Source organism: Curtobacterium sp. MCBA15_005 (assembly GCF_001864855.1).
Classification (GTDB): domain Bacteria; phylum Actinomycetota; class Actinomycetes; order Actinomycetales; family Microbacteriaceae; genus Curtobacterium; species Curtobacterium flaccumfaciens.
In genome coordinates, this window is sequence record NZ_MJGL01000017.1 from 1 (window position 1) to 19,756 (window position 19,756).

Consider the following 19,756-nt stretch of genomic DNA (forward strand, 5'->3'; position numbering starts at 1 on the left):
TGGCACCGGGCCTCCCGTCTTCCCTGCGGTCGCGTCGACTACGCGGCGACCGGTGCGCGCTGGCCCACCGTCTCGCCGGCCACGGTAGCCTCACTGGCCGCAGCGGCTTCGTCGACGGGGCGACGACGGACCCACTTCTTCAGGGCGACGAGCACCAGCGCGGACACCACGGTCCCCGCCAGGATCGCGACGACGAACATCAGGACGTCACCGATCGCGAAGAAGACGAAGATCCCGCCGTGCGGCGCTCGCGAGGTCACGCCGGCAGCCATCGAGATCGCACCCGTGATCGCGGCACCGACCATCGACGCCGGGATGACGCGCAGCGGGTCGGCAGCGGCGAACGGGATCGCACCCTCGGAGATGAAGGACGCACCGAGCAGCCACGCGGCCTTGCCGTTCTCGCGCTCCGGCTTCGTGAAGCCCTTGCGGTAGAGCACGGTCGAGGCGAGTGCGAGTGCGAGCGGCGGCACCATGCCGGCCGCCATGACGGCGGCCATGATCTCGAACGGCACCACGTTCGTGGCGGTCCCGGCACCGAGCCCGGCGACGGCGAACGCGTACGCCACCTTGTTGACCGGACCACCGAGGTCGAACGCCATCATCAGGCCGAGGATGATCCCGAGCAGCACGGCCGAGGCACCCGACAGCGAGTTGAGGAACGCGGTGAGCTCGGTCATGACCCAGGCGATCGGGCCACCGAGCACCAGGAGCATCAGGCCCGAGGCGATGATCGACGCGAACAGCGGGATGATCACGACCGGCATCAGGCCGCGCAGCCAGCGCCAGGTCGGGATGCGCCCGATCCAGTACGCGGCGGCACCGGCGATGAGACCGCCGACCAGACCACCGAGGAACCCGGCGTTCATGAACACGGCGATGGACCCGGCCACGAAGCCCGGTGCGATGCCCGGACGATCGGCGATGGCGTAGGCGATGTACCCGGCGAGTGCGGCGACCAGGAACCCGAGCGACACGGACCCGATCTGGAACGCGGCGGCGCCGAGGTAGTAGCCGAGGCCCTCCGGCGGCAGGTTCAGCAGGGTGTAGTTGGTGAGCGTGAAGACGGCGTTGTTCTGGCCCGAGTCACCGTGGGTCAGCGCGATGCCGTACCCGGACAGCAGGAAGCCGAGCGCGATGAGGAGCCCGCCGCCGGCGACGAACGGGATCATGTAGCTGACGCCCGTGAGCAGCCAGCGCTTGAGCGCCTGCCCGAAGTGCTCGTTCGACTTGTTCGTCTCGCCCTCGACGGCGGCGCCGCCCTGCACGCGTGCGGCGTGCGGGTCATCCGAGGCGCGGATGGCCTCGGCGATCATCTTGTCGGGCTCGTCGACACCGCGCTTCACGGGTCCGGACACCAGCGGTTTGCCGGCGAACCGACCGCGGTCGCGGACGTCGACGTCGACCGCGAACACCACGGCGTCGGCCCGGGCGATGAGCGCCGGGTCGAGGGGTTCGACCTGCGAGGACCCCTGCGTCTCGATGTGCATCTCGGCACCGGCGCGCTGGGCTGCGGCGACGAGGGCGTCGGCCGCCATGTAGGTGTGCGCGATCCCGGTCGGGCAGGCGGTGACGCCGACGAAGACCTTGCGGCCCGCCTCCGGCGCGGTGGCCGGATCGGAGGCACTGCTCGCCTTCCCGACGCCGGCCTCGGCCACTTCGCCACTCACCTCGTCGTCGACCAACCGGACGATCTCGTCGGCCGTGGTCGCGGCGCGCAGCGCGGCGGTGAAGTCCTCACGGATGAGCGCGCGGGCCAGGGTCGAGAGGACCGTCAGGTGGTCCTTGTCGGCCCCCTCGGGCACGGCGATCATGAACACGATGTCGGCGTCGCCGTCCGGAGCACCGAAGGGCACCTTCCGGGCCAGGCGCGAGAACGCCAGCGTCGGCTCGGACACCGACGCCGACCGGGCGTGCGGGATGGCGATGCCACCGGGGACGCCCGTGCCGACGCTCGCCTCGCGCTTGATGGCGTCGTCGGCGAGCGTGGCGCCGTCGGCGGCGCGGCCGGTCGCGGCGACGCGGTCGGCGAGCACCCGGATCACGTCGGTCGACGTGGCGCCGAGGTCCTCGTCGAGGCCGACGAGCTGTGCGCTGATGAGGCGCGGACTCGAGTCTGCGGACATGTGCTTGCTCCTTCGCAATGGCGCTGATCGCGCGGTGGTGCAGGTGTTCGTGGGGTGATCGGGTGGGGAGGGGATCAGGCGGGTTCGGGGGCCGGGTGCGTTTCGAGCACCCGGACGGAGACCGCCGTCGGGTCGGTGTGGTCGAGTGCCGGCACGTCGCTGCCGGGCAGGGCTGCGGCCGCGGCACCGGTGGCGACGGCCTGGGCGAGACGCTGCTCGGGCGACGCTCCCGCGACCTCGGCGAGCAGGTAGCCGGCGAGCGAGGAGTCCCCCGCGCCGACCGTCGACCGGGCGACGATCTTCGGTGCGGCGGCGGCGAACGCGCCCTCATCGGAGACCAGCACGGCGCCGGCGCTGCCCAGGGTGAGCAGGACCGTGCCGACGTTCCGCCGCCGCAGCCGCTGGGCCCCGGCCACCGCGGCGTCGAGGTCGCGCTCGTACTCCTCGGGGTCGCCGCCGACGACCTCCGCGAGTTCCTCGGCGTTCGGCTTCACCAGGTCGATCCGTTCACCCGACTGCAGCAGAGCGGTGAACGGCACCCCGGACGAGTCGACGGCGATCCGGACGTCCGCACCGTGGCGGGCACGGACGGCCCGGACGAGCACGGCCAGCGCGTCGTCGGGCAGACCGGGCGGCAGCGACCCGGCGACCACGACCCAGCGGGCGGCGGGGCCGGTGGCGGTCGCGGCGGCGGTGTCGGCGACCAGGGCGGCGAGGTCGTCGAGGCGTCCGGCGAGCGAGGGGCCGGGTTCGTTGAGCTTCGTCGTGGTGCCGGTCGGCTCGGTCACGGTGACGTTCGACCGGAGCGGCGCCCCGATCGGCAGCGCTGCGGTGGGGATGCCGCGCGTGGCCAGGCCGAGCAGGACCGGGTCGAGCTCGTCGCCGGGCAGGACGGCGACGGTGTCCCCGCCGCTCGCAACGACCACGCGGGAGACGTTGACTCCCTTGCCGCCGGGTTCCGCGGTGGACCGGGTCGCACGCTGGACGGCGCCGCGCTGCAGTTCGCCGGCGAGCTCGATGGTGCGGTCGAGGGACGGGTTCGGGGTGACCGTGACGATGCGGACGTTCATGCGACGACGACCTCGACGTCGGAGCCGGCGAGCGCCTCGGCCAGGTCGGCGGGCGGCTGCTGGTCGGTGACGAGCGTGTCGATCTCGTCCAGGCGGGCGAACCGCATCAGGGCCTCCACACCGTGCTTGGCGGCGTCGGCGAGCACCACGGCCCGTCGGGCGGCGAGCACGTAGGCGCCCTTCACGGCGGCCTCGTACTCGTCCGGGGTGCTCAGGCCGAAGCCGGCGGACAGGCCGTTCGTGCCGATGAACGCCACGTCGGGCCGGAGGGCGCCGATCTGCTCGACGGTGGCCGTGCCGACCGCGGCGCTCGTGACGCCGCGCACGCGGCCGCCGAGCAGGTGCAGTTCGAGGTGCTCGCTGTGCTGCAGGGTGGCGGCGATCGGCACCGAGTTCGTGATGACGGTGATCGTCGAGCCGACGACCTCGGGCTCCCAGCGGGCGAGTTCGGAGGCGACGGCGGCGCAGGTGGTGCCGGCGTCGAGGGCGATCGAGCCGGTGAAAGTCGGCGGGACCAGGCGCATCGCGGCCCGGGCGATCGCGGACTTCGCGGAGCCGTGCTGGCCCTCCCGCTCGGCGACGCTGAGTTCGACGACGCTCGAGCGCCCGACGGGGACCGCTCCCCCGTGCACCCGACGCAGGAGCCCGGCGGTCTCGAGCAGGTCGAGGTCGCGGCGCACGGTCTCGGTGGTGACGTCGAAGTGCTCGGCCAGACCGGCGACCGACACGCGGCCGGCGGACTGCAGCTCGGCGGCGATGGCGGTGTGCCGCTCGGTTGCGTACATGCCCGAACTCCTTCGTTCCGTTGGGTTTCGAGCACTGTACGTCCGAAACCCACAAGAACGCAACCGTTCCGTCACACAACCAACACGTCCACAGGTGCAGGGCGGGCGCTGCAGCGGTCACAACACGTCGCGAGCCGAAGGTCGAGGGGTCACGAAGTGTCGGCTGCGACCGCGCCAGCCGACGTTCCGTGACCGCTCGCAGGCAAGCATGCGGGGTGTTGTGACCTCGCGACACGACGCAGGTGTCGGTCGTCCGACGTGCTACCCCTTCACGGCACCCGCCGTCATCCCGCTGACCAGTCGGCGCTGCACGATGAGGAAGAACACCACGACGGGGATCGAGAACAGCACGCTCGCCGCCATCAGCCCGCCGAAGTCCGTGCCCTTGTTCGTCGAGAACCCGGCGAGCCAGACCGGCAGCGTGTACATCCCCTGGTCCTTGAGCATCACGTACGCGATCAGGTAGTCGTTCCACGCCGCGATGAACGCGAACACGCTCGTGGCGATGACCCCGGGCATGACGAGTGGGAACAGCACGCTCCACAGGATCCGGAAGGTGCCGGCGCCGTCCACCTTCGCCGCCTCCTCGATCTCGACGGGGACGGCCACGAAGAAGCCGCGCATCACCCAGATCGAGAACGGCAGCACGCTCGCCACGTACGCCAGGATCAGCCCGACGTAGCTGTTCAGCAGCCCGAGGGTCTGGAACGACAGGAACAGTGGGATGAGCAGTGCACCCGACGGGATCATCTGCACGAACAGGATCGCGACCAGGATCGCCCGCCGTCCCCGGAACCGGAACCGCGACAGTGCCGCCGATGCCAGGAACCCGACGACGATCGACAGCAGTACGGCCGCCACCACGACGATCGTGGAGTTCCGCAGGTAGACCAGGAAGCCCTCCTGCGTGAGCGCCCGCGTGAAGTTGTCGAGCGTCGGGTGCAGCGGCGCCCAGATCGGGGTCATCGTGGTGACCTCGTCGGCGGGCTTGAAGGCGGTGTTCACCATCCAGTAGATCGGGAACACCCACACCAGGCAGAACAGCACGGCGATGGTGTTCGCGAGGACGCGCGGCTTGCGCTTGCGCACCCGCACGGGGCCCGGCGCGGACGCCCCGCTCGTACGGGGCGCCGTTCTCGAGACGGTCACAGGTCCTCCTCGCCGCTGCGGACGAGCCGGCGGATGTAGTAGCTGGTGAGCACCCCGAGGATCAGGGTGGAGATCACGGCGATCGCCGCGCCCTGCCCGTAGGCGTTGGACACGAACGACTGCACGAAGGTCCAGATGCCGAGCGTCAGCGTGGCCTCTTCCGGTCCACCGCGGGTGAGCAGCCAGATCTGGTTGAAGACGTTGAAGTCCCAGATCACCGACAGGATCGACACGAGCAGCAGCGTCGGCGCGAGTGCCGGCAGCGTGATCGCGCGGTACATCGTCCACACCGAGGCCCCGTCGAGCGCACCGGCCTCGTAGTACTCCGGCGCGATCTGGGACTGCGCGGCGTACAGCGTCAGCGCCACGAACGGCACGGCCTGCCAGATGACGAGCGTCAGCACGATCGTGTACGCCTGGCCCGGGTGCGACGCCCAGTTGTCCTGCGTGTGGTCCCCGAACACCCGCAGCTGCGTGATGAGCCAGTTGAGCACGCCGTAGAACGGCTGGAAGAGCCACTGCCAGACCAGGCTCGAGGCCACGTTCGGCATCGCCCAGGCCAGCACGAGCACGACGCTGACGATCGTGCGCATCGCGACCCCGAGGCGGGTGAGCAGCTGCGCCACCCCCATGCCGATGACGATCGTGCCCAGGACCATCGCGCCCGTCACGAGCACGGTGCGCAGGATGACCGGCCAGAACGACGCGTCGGTCAGGACGTCCGTGTAGTTCGTCAGCCCGGTGAACCCGGCCTGTCCGGTGAAGATCGCCCGCAGCCCGTAGTCCTGGAACGAGATGACGACGAGCCGGACGAGCGGGTAGACGACGAGGGCCAGGAGCAGCAGCGCCGCCGGGGCCAGCAGGACGAGCGGCGCCCGCGACCCGACCGGCGACCGACGACCCGCGTCGCGCCCACCAGGCCGGGAACCCCGCGACGGCTCCTGAATCGGCCCGTCGGCCCGCCGGCCCCGGGCCCACCGGCCACCGGTACGCCGGCCCCCGGCACCCCGGCCGCCGGCGCCCCGCCCGCCGGCGACCGGCGCGGACTGCTCCGCGTCGGTCACCGGCTCCGCAGTGGACGTCATCGCCTACGGCTGCGCGTTCAGCGCGGTCGTGAGGTGCTTCGAGAAGCCCTCGGCGGCCTGCTCCGGCGACTTCCGGCCGGTCGCGACGTCGGCGAACATCGACTGGAACGAGGCGTCGCCCTCGATGGTGGCCCAGCCCGGGGTGGCCGGGGTCGGTCGGCTCGTGCCGGCCGCCTCGAAGTAGGGCTTGTGCAGCTCGTCGACGTCGCCGGCGACCGCGTCGAGCAGCTCGGTGGAGTTCGGCTCCCAGCCGTCGACCCCGAACACCTGGTCCTGCTGGAACTCCTTCGAGGTCAGGATCTTCAGGTAGTACAGCGCGAGCTCCTGGTTCTTCGCCTTGGCCGGGATCCCCAGGTCGGAGCCGCCGAGGAACACCGGCTGCGTCTTCCCCGCCGTGGACGACGGCATCGGGAACGTGCCGATGCGATCGGCGAGCTCCGGCTTCGCCGTGGTGATCGAGCCGATCTCCCAGGCGGACCCGAGGAACGCCGAGGTGTTGCCCTGTGCGAAGACGTCGCTCTGCGAGGGCTTGTCGGTGTTGATGTCCTGGGTGGACTTCGCCGAGTACGCGTTCTGGAAGTCCTTCCAGGCGGTCAGCCCCTCGACCGCGTCCGTGGAGTCCAGCGTGCCGGTCCACTTGCCGTCCTTGTCCGTCGCGATCTCGCCGCCGGCGTCCCAGACCCACTGCAGCCCGCCGTACCAGTACTGACCGGGCATGTAGAAGGCGGAGAAGTCACTGGCCGGGTTGGCGGCCTTGACCTTGTCGAGGTCGGCGGTGAGCTCGTCGTAGGTGGTCGGCACGTCGGTCACGCCAGCGTCCTTCCAGACCTTCTTGTCGTAGACCACGGCCCGGTTGCCGGCGAACAGCGGTGCCCCGTAGAGCTTGCCGTCGACGGTGGCGGGGCCCTCGAGCCCGGTGAGCCAGGTCTGGCCGTCCTTGAGCTCGTCGCGGTGCGGCGTCAGGTCGGTCAACCCGCCGGCGGCCGCGTACACCGGCACCTGCGTGTTGCCGAGGTCGACGACGTCGGGGGCGTCGCTCTGCGCGAGCGCCGTGGTGAGCTTGGTGGTGATCCCGTCCCACTGCTGGGTCTGGATCTTCACCTTCGCCCCGGTGTCGGCGGTGAACTGCTTGCCGGCGGCGTCGAGCACCTTGTCGCTCAGGTCGCCGTTCATCATCCAGACGGTGATGGTCTTGCCCTTGCCATCGGGTGTGCCGATGGACTTCGTGCCGCCGTCGGAAGCGGCATTGCTCCCGGCGGAGCACCCGGTGAGGGCGAGCGCGCCTGTGAGGGCGAGCGCACCGAGTGCGGCGAAACGCGTTCGTGTCACGATGACTCCCTTGGTCCGACCTTTATGAAAGGACGTTGCGTATTCGCAATAGAAGACCCTGCACGGCCCCTTGTCAACCGTTCGATCGGTCCCTGTGACCGCTTTCGATCCGCGTGTTTCCGGGGCATCACGGATGTCGAACAGATCGACGCAGATGCTTGACCAGGTGGTCATGACCAGGCATGATCTGCGACTCGCGTCCGGTGTGGGGAAGCGACCGCCTGGAGGCCCGGTGCCGGTCCGCCGGACCGGCACCGGGCCTCCAGAGCGTGCGTCCACCGCACGCGTCAGACGGCCGCCAGGGCGGACGTCGGCGGGATCCGCGCCGCGCGTGCCGCCGGGTAGAGCCCGGAGACCCCGCCGATGACGACCGTGGCACCGAGTCCCCCGACGACGGCCCAGACCGGCAGTGCGACCGGCCAGCCCTGCGTGACGGCGAAGACGACCGTCACCGCGACACCGAGCACGACGCCGGCCAGCCCACCGAGGAACGACAGCAGCAACGACTCGACCAGGAACTGGTCGCGGATGTTCCGACGACGGGCCCCCAGCGCACGACGGACGCCCACCTCGGCGCGGCGTTCCAGGACGGTGATCACCATCGTGTTCGCCACCCCGATGCCACCGACGAGCAGCGCCACCCCGCCGATGCCGACCAGCAGCCCGGTGAAGGAGTCGTCGGTGGCGTCCTTCGCGGCCAACGCGTCCGACGGCCGTGTCACGCCGACGTCCTGCGGCGCCCCGGGTCGGACCGCACCGGCGAGCAGGTCCCTCGACCGCTCGACGTGGGCCGGGTCGACACGCGTGTAGACCGCGGTCGGGGACCCGTCGAAGCCCAGCTGCCCGGCGAACCCGCGGGGCACGAACACCCGCGAGTCGAGGTCCTCGGCGAGCGCGACGGGCTCGAGCACCCCGACCACCTGCACCCACTGTCCACCGATCCAGACCCGGCTGTCCGGCCGCAGGTCGTCGAAGCCGAGGACCGCGGCCGCCCGTGCCCCCAGCACGACCTGCGGCGGCGCCCCGGCTGCATCGTCGATCCACCGCCCGGCTGCGAGCTGGCCGCCGAGGACCCGTGGCACGTCGCCCCACGCTGCAAGCACCCCGAGGCCCTTCGTCTCGGGCGCCGGGACGTGGTCGTTCCGGTACACACCGGTGTCGGGCACGGTGCCGACGGCCGCGGCCGACTCGACGTCGTCCTGCCGCAGCACCGATTCGAGTGCGGTGGACGGCAACGGGACCGGTTCGCCGAGGCCCTGGGCCTGTGTGAGGGTGAGCACGTTCGTTCCGAGCGTGTCGAGCACCTGGTCGACCTTCGCCTTGCTCGACGATGAGATCCCGACGACCGCGAGCATCGCCGCGATGCCGATCGCGATGCCGAGCGCCGACAGCACGACGCGACCCGGACGGGTCCGCAACCCGAAGACGCCGAGGCGGAGCAGGTCGACCGCGCCCACGGACCGACGCCGGCTCACCGGGCGACCTCGTCGACGACCGGCGCGACCTCGTGCTCGATCCGGCCGTCACGCATCCGGACCTGCCGGGGCAGCGACGCCGCCAGGTCGAGGTCGTGCGTGATGACCACGACCGTCGTGCCCGCCGCGTTGAGCTCGCGCAGGAGCTCGACCACCGCGGCACCGGACGCCGTGTCGAGTGCACCCGTCGGTTCGTCGGCGAGCAGGATCGTCGGGTCACCCACGACGGCCCGCGCGATGGCGACGCGTTGGCGCTCGCCGCCGGAGAGCTGGTGCGGTCGGTGATCCACCCGGTGCGCCAAGCCCACGCGGCCCAGGGCCTCGACCGCCAGCCGCTGCCGCTCGCGCCGGGGCACGCCCTGGTAGAGCAGGCCGTCGGCGACGTTCTCGGTGGCGGTCGCGCCGGCCTGCAGGTGGAAGTGCTGGAAGACGAACCCGATGTGGTCGGCACGGAGTCCGGACAGGGCGTCGTCGGACATCGTCGCGACGTCGTTGCCGGCGATCGTCACCGTGCCGGACGTGGGACGGTCGAGCGTCCCGACGACGTTGAGCATCGTCGACTTGCCCGACCCCGACGGCCCGACGACCGCGACGAGTTCGCCCGCGGTGACCTCGAGCGACACCCCGCGCAGGGCTCCGACGTCGCCGTAGGTCTTCGTGACGTCACGGAGCGACAGGACGGAGTCGGGTGGCAGTACGGCGGCGGGTGGCAGCACGGCGGCAGGTGGCAGCACGGCGCTCATCCGGGCACCACCACGCGGTCGCCGGCGGCCAGGTCGCCCGTGACCGCGATCCGTCCGTCCGCGCTGAAGCCGGGCTCGACCCGGACCCGCTCCGTCGTGCCGTCCCGCTGCACGACGTCGACGGCGTACCGGCCACCGGCACCCGCGACGAGTGCGGCCACCGGCACGGACAGGACGTCGTGCTCGGTGGTGCCCTTCGCGTCGACCTGCGCGGACGCCGCGGCGGGCAGCGTGCGCTTCCCCGGGTCGAACGACACGGAGACGTCGACGGCCGTCCCGCCGTCCTCACTCGTCGTCGGCTGCACGTCGACGACGGATCCGGGCATGGCTGCCCCGGCGCCGTTCACCCGGACCTCGACGTCGGTGCCGACCGCGAGCCGCTCGGCGTCGCGCTGGGGCACGGTCGCCGCGACGACGCGCCGGGTGCTCGTGACCTGCAGGACGTCGGCCGCCACGCCCGCGCCGGCCGCCGCACCCGTACCGTCCGCTGCACCTGCGCCTGCGCCTGCACCACCCGCACCCGCCGCCGCACCCGCTCCGCCGGCGATCCGCTCCCCGAGCCGACCGTCGACCGAGGCGACCCGGACCGCACCGTCGACGAAGGCGACGTCGTCCGCCGTCAGCACCGCGGTCACCTCGTGTCCGCGGTCCCGCTGCCACTGCCGGACGGCTCGCTCGGTCCGTGGACCGAACCGGTCGTCCACGGACACGTCGTACCCGAGCGCGGCCAGGTTCTCGTTGAGCTGCCGCACGTCGGCGCCCTGCAGCCCCCGTTCCAGGTCACGCCAGAGCGGCACGGTGCCGTACATCGACCGGACGTCCCGCTCGTCGACGGCGTACAGGGCCCCGTCGCGTTCGATGACGTCGCCGGCGCGGGGCAGCCAGGTGATCGTGCCGGCGGCGGCACCGGGGACCCCCGTCGCTGCGCCGTACCCGAGCGTCCCGGCGAACACCTTCGAGTCGGTCAGGTCGCCGCGCGTGACCGTGGCGGTGGCTCCGGTCGACGCGGTCCCGCCGCGCGACCCGCTGCTGGCCGAGGCTCCCGGACCGCTCGGCACCGTGGCGAGGGCCCACGTCCCGGCCCCCGCGGCCACCGCCGCGACGAGGCACACCGACACGATCGTCCGGCGTCGAGCGCGCCGGTGGGTCACGACCCGGCTCCGCCCTGGACGGCCTCGAAGGCCGCGTCGGTGCAGGTGCCGGCGGCCTCGTCGAACGCCTCCTGGTCGTCGGGCTGGAACCGGTTCTGCGCCTCCTGGTCGTCCGGGAAGTCCGGGAACCCCTGCTCCCGCAGGCACTCCGCGGTCTTCCGGGCGATCTCCTCGCTGCCCGGCATCGGCTGCGCGGCCTGCGCGTCGCCGGCGGCTGCGGAGTCGTCGAGGCAGCCCTTGAGGTCCCTCTGGTACTGCTCGGGATCGACGCCGTCGGGTGCACTGAGCCGCATCGACCCGCCACCCGTGCCGGGGTCGGGCATGTCGTACCCGCGGTCGCGCATGCACTCGGCCAGGGCGACGCCGGGCGCCGCACTCCCGGCTGCCGTCGTCGTGTCGTCGTCCGGTGCCGTGTCCGAGCAGCCGACGAGCAGCAGGGGCAGCAGGACGACGGCCGCGGCCGCGCTCATCAGGGACCGGGTGCGACGGGTGGTCGTCATCGTGGTGTGGTTCATGCCTCCAGCACACCGGAACGGCTGTTTCGCCCCGCGTGCACGTCGGGTTGCACCGGCGAAACACGGACCCGGACGAGCAGCCCGCCGGTCGGCCGTGCGGCGATCGACAGTCGCCACCCGTGGGCGTGCACGATCGCGGCCACGATCGACAGGCCCAGACCGCTGTGCTGCCCGCGTGCCTCGTCCGTCCCACCGCGGCGGAACGGTTCGACGAGCAGCCCCGCCTCGTCCGCCGGGACCACCGGCCCTCCGTTCTCGACGACGAACCCGTCCGGCTCCGTGGTCACCAGGACGGCACCGCCGGGTTCGTTGTACTCGACGGCGTTGCCGACCAGGTTGCCGAGCAGCTGCCGCAGCAGCGTCGGCTCCCCCGGCACGACCAGGCCGGGAGGCCCGGTGCGGCGCTCGTGGGTCAGCGTCACCCCCGCCTCGGCCGCGTCCCGGGCCGCCCCCGCGACGACCTCTTCGGTCACCTCGTCGAGGTCGACCGCGCGCGTCGCACCCGCCAGCCCGCGATCGGCCTCGGCGAGCACGAGCAACGACTCGACCAACCGCTCGGTGCGGCGGTTCTGCTCCAGCAGCTCCGCCCGGACCGCTCGGACGTCTGCGGGGTCGGCGTCGTCGTGCAGACCGATCTGCACCGCCGCGCGCTGCACCGCGAGGGGTGTCCGGAGTTCGTGGGACGCCTGGGCGACGAACCGACGCTGGCTCTCGAACGCGGTCTCGAGCCGCTCCAGCAGGTCGTCGACGGTGCGCGAGAGCCGCCGGAGCTCGTCGTCCGGACCGTCCAGCGCGATGCGCTCGTGCAGGTTCGACGCCGAGATGCGGTTCGTGGTCGCGGTGATCCGGTCGATGGGGCGGAGGACCCGGCGGCTGACGAGCCAGCCGATGCACCCGGCCGCGAGCCCGGCGCCAGCGATCCCGATCGCGGACCACTGCCACTGCTGCACGGCCACGAGCCGGATCACCGCCACCGCACCGTCATCGTCTCCGCCCACCTCGATCGGTTCTGGAGCGGTCGTGGCACCCGGCGATCCGGACGGCGGACGCTGCACGGCCGCGGTGTCGAGGCCGGCACCGACACCGGCCAGCGACATCGTGTTCGTGAAGAGGACGACCCCGGTCGCGAGCGCCATGGCCGCGAGCGCGAACGTCAGGGCCGTCCGGGTCCGGATGCTCCAGCCCCGGGCCCACCGACTCACAGCGAGTAACCCTGACCGGGCACCGTCCGGATCGGGTCGGGGTCCCCGAGCTTCCGGCGGAGCTTCGACATCGTCACCCGGACCGCGGCGGTGAACGGGTCGGTGTTCACGTCCCAGACCTTCTCGAGCAGGTGCTCGGCGGAGACGATCCGACCGTCCGCACGGAGCAGGGTCTCGAGCACCCCGAGTTCCTTCGAGGTCAGGTCGAGCGGCCGTCCGTCGCGCGTGGCCATCCGCCGGTTCGTGTCGACGACGAACCCCGCACGCTCGAGCACCGGGGCGACGGGTGCGACGCTCCGTCGACCGAGCGCGCGCACCCGGGCGACGAGTTCCGGGTACTCGAACGGCTTGGTCAGGTAGTCGTCGGCACCGAGCTCGAGCCCGTGTACACGGTCACTCAACGTCGTCGCGGCGGTGAGCAGGAGGATCCGTGTGAGTGCGCCGCGCGCGGTGAGCCGCCGTGCGACCTCGTCGCCGTGCAGCCCGGGGACGTCACGGTCGAGCACGACGACGTCGTAGTCGTGCACCGCCAGCAGCTCGTCGGCGTCGTCGCCGCGGTAGGCGACGTCCACCGCCATGTCCTGCCGGGTCAGGCCCGTCGCGACCAGGTCGGCGAGGGCCCGTTCGTCGTCCACCACGAGTACGCGCATCGATACATCACACGTGACGTACCTTTGCCGGACCTGGGAAGTGGATCAGGCGTCGAACGGCACCTCGCCGTGTTCGCTGACGCCGGCACGCTGTCGGTAGGACAGGTGCCCACCGAGGTACCCGCCGACACTGACGACGGCGAGACCCGCGAAGCCGAGCAGCTTGCCGGCGCCGTGGTTGCCGCGCTTCCGCTGCAGCCACGACAGCCCGTACAACGACAGGCCGGTCCAGTTCACGGCCTGGTGCACCCATCCGGTGCGGAGCTGCTCGCGGTTCAGCTCGGACCAGTCGACGTAGCCGGCGACCGAGGCGCTGCTCGCCGAGACGACCCCGACGCCGACCAGGGTCTTGGCGGCCTTCGCGTTGCCCTTCCCGCCGACCAGGTCGAGGACCGCGGCGGAGATCCAGGCGCCGAGGGGCACCTGGACCATGAGCGGGTGGATCGGGTGACCGAACGGCACGCCGTGCAGCAGCTGGCGCAGGGCCTTCGGCTTGGCGAGGGCGTTCACGACGGCACGGTCGATGTCGACGGCCTTGTCGAGCACACTCGCGTGCTCGACTGCGTCGGTGAGGCGACGGATCGCGCGGATCTCAGGCATGCCGTGGACGGTAGACGAGCGGCCCGTCGCCGGTCCCAGGAACCGGTGACGGACCTCCCGTCCGTCTTGGTGGACTACTCCTCGACGATCTCGGCCAGCTCGAAGGGCTCGACCGTCAGGCCGTCGCCGTCCGCCGCGACGTCCACCCGCACCGTGTCGCCATCGCGGACGTCACCGGACAGGATGGCCCGCGCCAACCGGTCGTCGATCTGTCGCTGCATCAGGCGACGCAGGGGCCGAGCGCCGTACAGCGGGTCGTACCCGCGCTCCGCCAGCCAGCCGCGCGCCTCGGGGGTGACGGCGAGCTCGAGCCGGCGGTCGGTCAGACGGCGGGCCAGCCGGTCGACGTAGAGCGACACGATCTGCCCGAGGTCGTCGGCCGTCAGGGCCTGGAACACCACGATGTCGTCGAGACGGTTGATGAACTCCGGTCGGAACGCCTGCTGCACGAGCTCACGGACCGCCTCTTCCCGCTGCACGTCGGTCAGGGACAGGTCGGTCATGAACTGCGACCCCAGGTTCGACGTCAGCACCAGGATCGTGTTCCGGAAGTCGACCGTGCGCCCCTGGCCGTCGGTCAGTCGCCCGTCGTCGAGCACCTGCAGCAGCACGTCGAACACCTCGGGGTGCGCCTTCTCGATCTCGTCGAGCAGGATCACCGAGTACGGACGGCGGCGGACCGCCTCGGTGAGCTGTCCACCGGCCTCGTACCCGACGTACCCGGGCGGGGCACCGATCAGGCGGGCCACGGAGTGCTTCTCGCCGTACTCGCTCATGTCGATGCGGACGAGGGCCTTCTCGTCGTCGAACAGGAACTCGGCGAGCGCCTTGGCCAGCTCGGTCTTGCCGACGCCGGTCGGACCGAGGAACAGGAACGAACCGGTCGGGCGGTCCGGGTCGGAGATGCCGGCGCGGGTGCGACGGACGGCCTCGGACACGGTGGTCACGGCGGTGCGCTGCCCGATGATGCGGCGGCCGAGCTCGCTCTCGAGGTGCAGGAGCTTCTCGGTCTCACCCTGCAGCAGTCGGCCGAGCGGGATGCCCGTCCACTGCGCGATGACGGCGGCGATGTCCTCGTCGGTGACGCTGTCGTTCACCATCCGGTCGGCGCTCTCGGCCTGTTCGGCGGCGGCGAGCTCGGCCTCGATGCGGGGCTTCTCGCCGTACTCCAGTCGGGAGACGAGTTCGTAGTCGGCCTCGCGCTGAGCTCGCTGCGACCGCATGTTCAGGTCGTCGAGCTGCTGCTTGAGCTCACCGATGCGGTTCAGGCTCGCGCGCTCGGCCTGCCAGCGCTGCTCGAGCTCGGCCAGCCGTTCCTCGCGCGTGTGCAGCTCGTTGCGCAGGGTCTCGAGGCGGGCCTTCGAGGCGTCGTCCTTCTCCTGCTTGAGCGCGAACTCCTCGACCCGCAGCCGGTCGACGTTCCGCTTCAGCTCGTCGATCTCGACCGGGCTGGAGTCGATCTCCATGCGGAGTCGGCTCGCGGCCTCGTCGATCAGGTCGATGGCCTTGTCGGGCAGCTGGCGGCCGGAGATGTACCGGTTCGACAGGCTCGCGGCCGCGACCAGTGCGGAGTCGTTGATCGTCACCTTGTGGTGTGCCTCGTAGCGCTCCTTGAGCCCGCGGAGGATCGCCACGGCGTCCTCGACGCTGGGCTCACCCACGTAGACCTGCTGGAAGCGACGCTCGAGCGCGGCGTCCTTCTCGATGTACTCGCGGTACTCGTCGAGGGTCGTCGCGCCGATGAGCCGGAGCTCACCGCGGGCGAGCATCGGCTTGAGCATGTTCGACGCCGCGACGGAGCCCTCGCCGCCCCCGGCACCCATCAGGGTGTGCAGCTCGTCGATGAACGTGATGACCTGCCCGTCGGAGTCGTTGATCTCCTTGAGCACGGCCTTGAGCCGCTCCTCGAACTCGCCGCGGTACTTGGCGCCGGCGATCAGGGCGGAGATGTCGAGCGAGATGAGTCGCTTGTCCTTGAGGGAGTCGGCGACGTCGCCGGCGACGATGCGCTGCGCGAGCCCCTCGACGACGGCGGTCTTGCCGACGCCGGGCTCGCCGATGAGCACGGGGTTGTTCTTGGTGCGGCGCGTCAGCACCTGGGAGACGCGTCGGATCTCGGAGTCACGTCCGATCACGGGGTCGAGCTTGCCGCTGCGGGCGATCGCCGTCAGGTCGATGCCGTACTGCTCGAGGGCGGTCTTCTGTCGTTCTTGGGAGTCAGGAGCGCCCTGGAGGTTCGCCATGCGTTCCGTCCTTTCGTTGCGGTGGTCCTGGAGTTGAGTCTACTCCACTCAACTTACGTGCGGTCGGGGACATTCCGGATCCCGACGGCGCTGACGACGGCACCGGCCGCCAGCAGGAGCGCCATCACCACCATGGCCCGGTGCAGCCCGTCGACGCTCACCTCGCCGCCGAGCACCACACCGGCCAGTGCCACCGTGACGAGGCCGGCGATCCGCGCGACCGCGTTGTTCACGGCCGAACCCGACCCGGCCTCGGACTGCGGCACCGACCCGAGCACCGCGCTCGTCAGGGGTGTGACCATCAGGGCGATGCCCACGCCGATCAGCACCAGACCGGGGAACACCGACCACCAGTAACCGGTCGGGTCGTCGCCGGCGAGCAGCAGCAGGAGCGCCCCGACCGCGCCCACGGCCGGCCCGGCGGCCATGAACCACCGCGGGCCGAACCGACCCGCCGCGGACCCCACGGCGGTGGACAGCGCGAGCAGCATGATCGTCGGCGGCAGCGTCGCGAGGCCAGCGAGCCAGGCCGGGTACCGCCAGACCTCTTGCAGGAACAGCGTGACGACGAAGAACACCATGCCGAGCGCGCCGTAGATCGACAGGGTCGCGAGGTTGCCGACCGTGAAGTTCCGCGCCCGGAACAACTCGAGCGGGACGAGCGGCGACCCCGTCGTCCGGGTCACCCGCAGTTCCCACGGCACGAAGGCCACGAGTGCGGCCGCACCGAGCACGAGCGCGCCGACCACCACGGGCGCACCCCACCCCAGCCGCTCCTGTTCGATGAGGCCCAGCACGACACCGCCGACCCCGACCACGGCGAGCACGGCCCCGACGACGTCGATGCGTGGGCGCACCGCCGGGTGCACGTCGCCGGTGATGCGCAGGACCAGCGGGATCGTGACGGCGATCGGTACCGCGGTGAGCACGAAGACCCACCGCCACCCGATGCCGTCGACCACCAACCCGCCGACCACGGGGCCGAGGATCGTGGCCGCGCTCGACCACGCCGTCCACGTGCCGATCGCCTTCGCCTGCGCCGCCCCGCGGAACGCAGCGACGATGAGGGCGAGTGCGCTCGGCATGACGAGTGCCCCGCCGACGCCCTGCAGCGCCCGCGCGACGATGAGCACCTCGCCGGTCGGGGCGATCGCGCACACCACGGAGGCGATCCCGAAGACCACCAGCCCCCAGGTGATGATCCGCACCCGGCCGAACAGGTCGGACAGGCTGCCGGCCACCAGGATGAGCGAGCCGAGGGTGACCAGGTACGCGTCGACGACCCACTGCTGCACGACGAGTCCCCCGCCGAGCTCCTGCCGGATCGCGGGGAGCGCGACGTTGACGACGCTCGAGTCGAGCCCGACGACGAACGACGCCAGGATCGCCACCACCAGCACGATCCGCCGGTCGTCCCGGAGCGGCGCGACTCCGTGCGGCACGGGACCCGGGACGGGAACGGGAGCGGTCATGTGCTCATCCTGCGGCACGCGGTGCCCGGCGGTCGATCCCGCACGACGAAGCCCCCGCGACCGATGTGGTCGCGGGGGCTGCCGACAGGACGGGGCTGGGTGTCCTAACGCCGGGAGTCGGTGTTCGGCTGCGCGCTCGGCCCCGGGTTCAGGACCGGACCGGCGGCGGGCTCGGCGGGAGCGTTCTGGACGGTGCTGTTGTGCACCGTGCCGTCGGGCGCCGTGCCGTTGGCCTGGGCCTTCTTCTCGTCGTCGGACATCTCCTTCTTGAAGATGTTGATCGACTGGCCGAGGCCCTTGGCGAGCGCCGGGAGCTTGGTCGCGCCGAACAGCAGGATGACGATCCCGAGGATGATCAGCAGGTGAATGCCGCCGAGGTTTCCGAGCATCATGACTCCTTGTTGTGGAACTGGTCGCCGTCCGGTGATCGTCGTCGACCCACGCGGCGGAAGTCCGTGTGCATCCATCGTAACTCCCCCGCCCCTGGATGCCCAGGCCGGGCACCGGAACGGACACCGTTCGTACAGGGAAGCGCAGCGCTCAGTACGCGCCGCGGGACCGCAGCACCGACGGGACGGTGCGGGCGAGGATCACGAGGTCGTGCAGGAACGACCAGTTCTCGACGTAGTGCAGGTCGAGCCGGACCCCTTCGGCCCAGTCGAGGTCCGATCGGCCGCTGACCTGCCACAGGCCCGTGATCCCCGGGGTCACGAGGAGTCGGCGGTCCGCGAAGTCCTCGTACAGCGCGACCTCGCGCGGCAGGGCCGGCCGAGGGCCGACCAGGCTCATCGAACCGGTGAGCACGTTCCACAGCTGCGGCAGTTCGTCGAGCGAGGTCCGTCGCAGGAACGCACCGACCCGGGTCACCCGCGGGTCGTCCTTCATCTTGAACAGCGGACCGGCGCCCTCGTTCTCGGACTGCAGGGCAGCCATGCGCGCCTCGGCGTCGATGCCCATCGTCCGGAACTTCAGGATCGGGAACTCCGCACCGCCGCGACCGACGCGGACCTGCCGGAAGAAGACCGGCCCGCCGTCGTCGGCGCGGATCGCCAGCGCGACCACGGCGAGGACCGGGGCGAGCAGCGTCAGGCCGAGCGCGGCGCCGACGACGTCGAGTGCCCGCTTGCCCGCGCGGCGGCGGTAGTCGGGCGTCTCGACGTGCATGAGCGGCAACCCGTCCACGGGGCGCTCGTGCACCCGCCCGGCGGCGATGTCGGCCAGGGGAGAGGACACGACGAGCTCGACGCCGTGCTCCTCGAGCTGCCACCCGAGTCGACGGAGGCGCGCGTGCCCACCGCGGACGGCACCCGCGACGACGACGGCCGACACACCCTCGGCCCGGGCGTGCGCGAGCACGTCCTCGATGCCGCCGACGACCGGAGCCGTGGCCGCCCCCAGGTCGACCTCGGCCCCGACCGGAGCACAGTCCGTCACGACGGCACGCACCCGGTAGCCGGCACTCGGTGCGGCGGCGATCCGCGCGCCCACGTAGCGGACGTCCTCGGCGTCGCCGACGATCAGGACGTCCTGCAGGTGCTCACCCCTGGCGCGGCTGCGGGCGAGCACCGTCCGGACCCCCTTGCGGCCGAGCGCCAGGAAGACGAGCCCCAACGGGAAGGCGATCGCGACGTACCCGCGAGCCAGGTCGAGCTGCGCTGCGTACGCCACGACCGCGACACCGGCGACGGCGACGAGACTCGCGGTGACGAGGCGGCGGTACTCGTCGCCGCCGATGCCGGCGATCCGGGGGTCGCGGGTGCGGAACACCGAGAGCAGGAGCATCCAGACCACGACGATGGCGGGGGCCACGACGAACTCGAGCCAGCCGGACCGCGGTCGGACGGACGCGAGTTCCCAGGGGAATCGCACGACGTGGGCGATGACGAACGCGGCGAGCAGCAGCACGAGGTCGAGCAGCGCCACCGCGGGGACGAACCCTCGGCGGGCCCCCGCCGGAGCGACCGTGCGGTGCGACGCCGTGGACCCAGCAGCCCCGGCAGGGGAGGACACGGGGACGATCGGGTGCAGCGCGGTCGAGTGCAGCACGGTTGAGTGCAGCACGGTCGGCACCGCCCCGGTGGGTGGGCGCATGGCCAGCGACATGTGAGACCTCCTGTCGACCGGTCGACGAGGAGGTCGATCGGACGCCGGAGTCGCTCAG

The 19,756-nt window shown here is 71.7% G+C and carries 17 protein-coding genes; all 17 read right to left on the bottom strand.

Features of this window, described 5'->3' with window-relative positions; translation table 11 throughout:
• Positions 1 to 38: 38 nt before the first annotated feature.
• A complete protein-coding gene (locus BIU89_RS09475; RefSeq protein WP_071246110.1) occupies positions 39 to 2,126 on the bottom strand; it encodes a PTS fructose transporter subunit IIABC in 2,088 nt (695 codons plus the stop codon).
• A 74-nt stretch (positions 2,127 to 2,200) separates the two neighbouring features.
• On the bottom strand, positions 2,201 to 3,196 hold the full coding sequence (locus BIU89_RS09480) for a 1-phosphofructokinase family hexose kinase (protein ID WP_027464874.1): 996 nt from the start codon (positions 3,194 to 3,196) through the stop codon (positions 2,201 to 2,203).
• Positions 3,193 to 3,981, bottom strand: a complete 789-nt coding sequence (locus BIU89_RS09485) for a DeoR/GlpR family DNA-binding transcription regulator (RefSeq protein ID WP_071246112.1) — start codon at positions 3,979 to 3,981, stop codon at positions 3,193 to 3,195. Before BIU89_RS09485 ends, BIU89_RS09480 begins: the two co-directional genes overlap by 4 nt.
• Positions 3,982 to 4,242: 261 nt before the next feature.
• Positions 4,243 to 5,130: a carbohydrate ABC transporter permease gene (locus tag BIU89_RS09490; RefSeq protein WP_254791572.1), complete on the bottom strand. Its 888-nt coding sequence runs from the start codon at positions 5,128 to 5,130 to the stop codon at positions 4,243 to 4,245.
• Entirely contained in the window at positions 5,127 to 6,215 is a 1,089-nt protein-coding gene (locus tag BIU89_RS18770; protein WP_083404285.1) for a carbohydrate ABC transporter permease, read from the bottom strand. Before BIU89_RS18770 ends, BIU89_RS09490 begins: the two co-directional genes overlap by 4 nt.
• Positions 6,216 to 6,218: 3 nt before the next feature.
• Positions 6,219 to 7,544 (bottom strand): sugar ABC transporter substrate-binding protein, encoded by a 1,326-nt coding sequence (locus tag BIU89_RS09500; protein WP_071246116.1) that lies wholly within the window; start codon positions 7,542 to 7,544, stop codon positions 6,219 to 6,221.
• A 287-nt stretch (positions 7,545 to 7,831) separates the two neighbouring features.
• Positions 7,832 to 9,019: an ABC transporter permease gene (locus tag BIU89_RS09505; RefSeq protein ID WP_254791574.1), complete on the bottom strand. Its 1,188-nt coding sequence runs from the start codon at positions 9,017 to 9,019 to the stop codon at positions 7,832 to 7,834.
• Positions 9,016 to 9,762: an ABC transporter ATP-binding protein gene (locus BIU89_RS09510; protein ID WP_254791576.1), complete on the bottom strand. Its 747-nt coding sequence runs from the start codon at positions 9,760 to 9,762 to the stop codon at positions 9,016 to 9,018. Before BIU89_RS09510 ends, BIU89_RS09505 begins: the two co-directional genes overlap by 4 nt.
• Positions 9,759 to 10,913 carry a peptidoglycan-binding protein gene (locus tag BIU89_RS09515; RefSeq protein ID WP_071246118.1) on the bottom strand — a complete coding sequence of 385 codons (1,155 nt, stop codon included), beginning with the start codon at positions 10,911 to 10,913 and terminating at the stop codon, positions 9,759 to 9,761. The genes BIU89_RS09510 and BIU89_RS09515 overlap by 4 nt, the downstream gene beginning before the upstream one ends.
• Entirely contained in the window at positions 10,910 to 11,428 is a 519-nt protein-coding gene (locus BIU89_RS09520; protein ID WP_071246119.1) for a hypothetical protein, read from the bottom strand. Before BIU89_RS09520 ends, BIU89_RS09515 begins: the two co-directional genes overlap by 4 nt.
• Positions 11,425 to 12,630 (bottom strand): sensor histidine kinase, encoded by a 1,206-nt coding sequence (locus tag BIU89_RS09525; protein ID WP_071246121.1) that lies wholly within the window; start codon positions 12,628 to 12,630, stop codon positions 11,425 to 11,427. Before BIU89_RS09525 ends, BIU89_RS09520 begins: the two co-directional genes overlap by 4 nt.
• The gene (locus BIU89_RS09530) at positions 12,627 to 13,280 is read right to left on the bottom strand and encodes a response regulator transcription factor (protein ID WP_027464882.1); all 654 of its coding nucleotides are present in this window, start codon (positions 13,278 to 13,280) and stop codon (positions 12,627 to 12,629) included. The genes BIU89_RS09525 and BIU89_RS09530 overlap by 4 nt, the downstream gene beginning before the upstream one ends.
• 45 nt (positions 13,281 to 13,325) lie before the next feature.
• Positions 13,326 to 13,880, bottom strand: coding sequence for a DUF2231 domain-containing protein (locus BIU89_RS09535; RefSeq protein WP_071246123.1), 555 nt, complete (start codon positions 13,878 to 13,880; stop codon positions 13,326 to 13,328).
• Between the two features lie 74 nt (positions 13,881 to 13,954).
• On the bottom strand, positions 13,955 to 16,123 hold the full coding sequence (locus BIU89_RS09540; RefSeq protein WP_083404287.1) for an ATP-dependent Clp protease ATP-binding subunit: 2,169 nt from the start codon (positions 16,121 to 16,123) through the stop codon (positions 13,955 to 13,957).
• 53 nt (positions 16,124 to 16,176) lie between these two features.
• A complete protein-coding gene (locus tag BIU89_RS09545) occupies positions 16,177 to 17,595 on the bottom strand; it encodes an MFS transporter (protein ID WP_083404288.1) in 1,419 nt (472 codons plus the stop codon).
• 104 nt (positions 17,596 to 17,699) lie between these two features.
• Positions 17,700 to 17,984, bottom strand: a complete 285-nt coding sequence (gene tatA / locus BIU89_RS09550) for a twin-arginine translocase TatA/TatE family subunit (protein WP_027464884.1) — start codon at positions 17,982 to 17,984, stop codon at positions 17,700 to 17,702.
• Between the two features lie 151 nt (positions 17,985 to 18,135).
• A complete protein-coding gene (locus BIU89_RS09555) occupies positions 18,136 to 19,698 on the bottom strand; it encodes a sugar transferase (RefSeq protein WP_071246124.1) in 1,563 nt (520 codons plus the stop codon).
• Positions 19,699 to 19,756 lie beyond the last annotated feature (58 nt).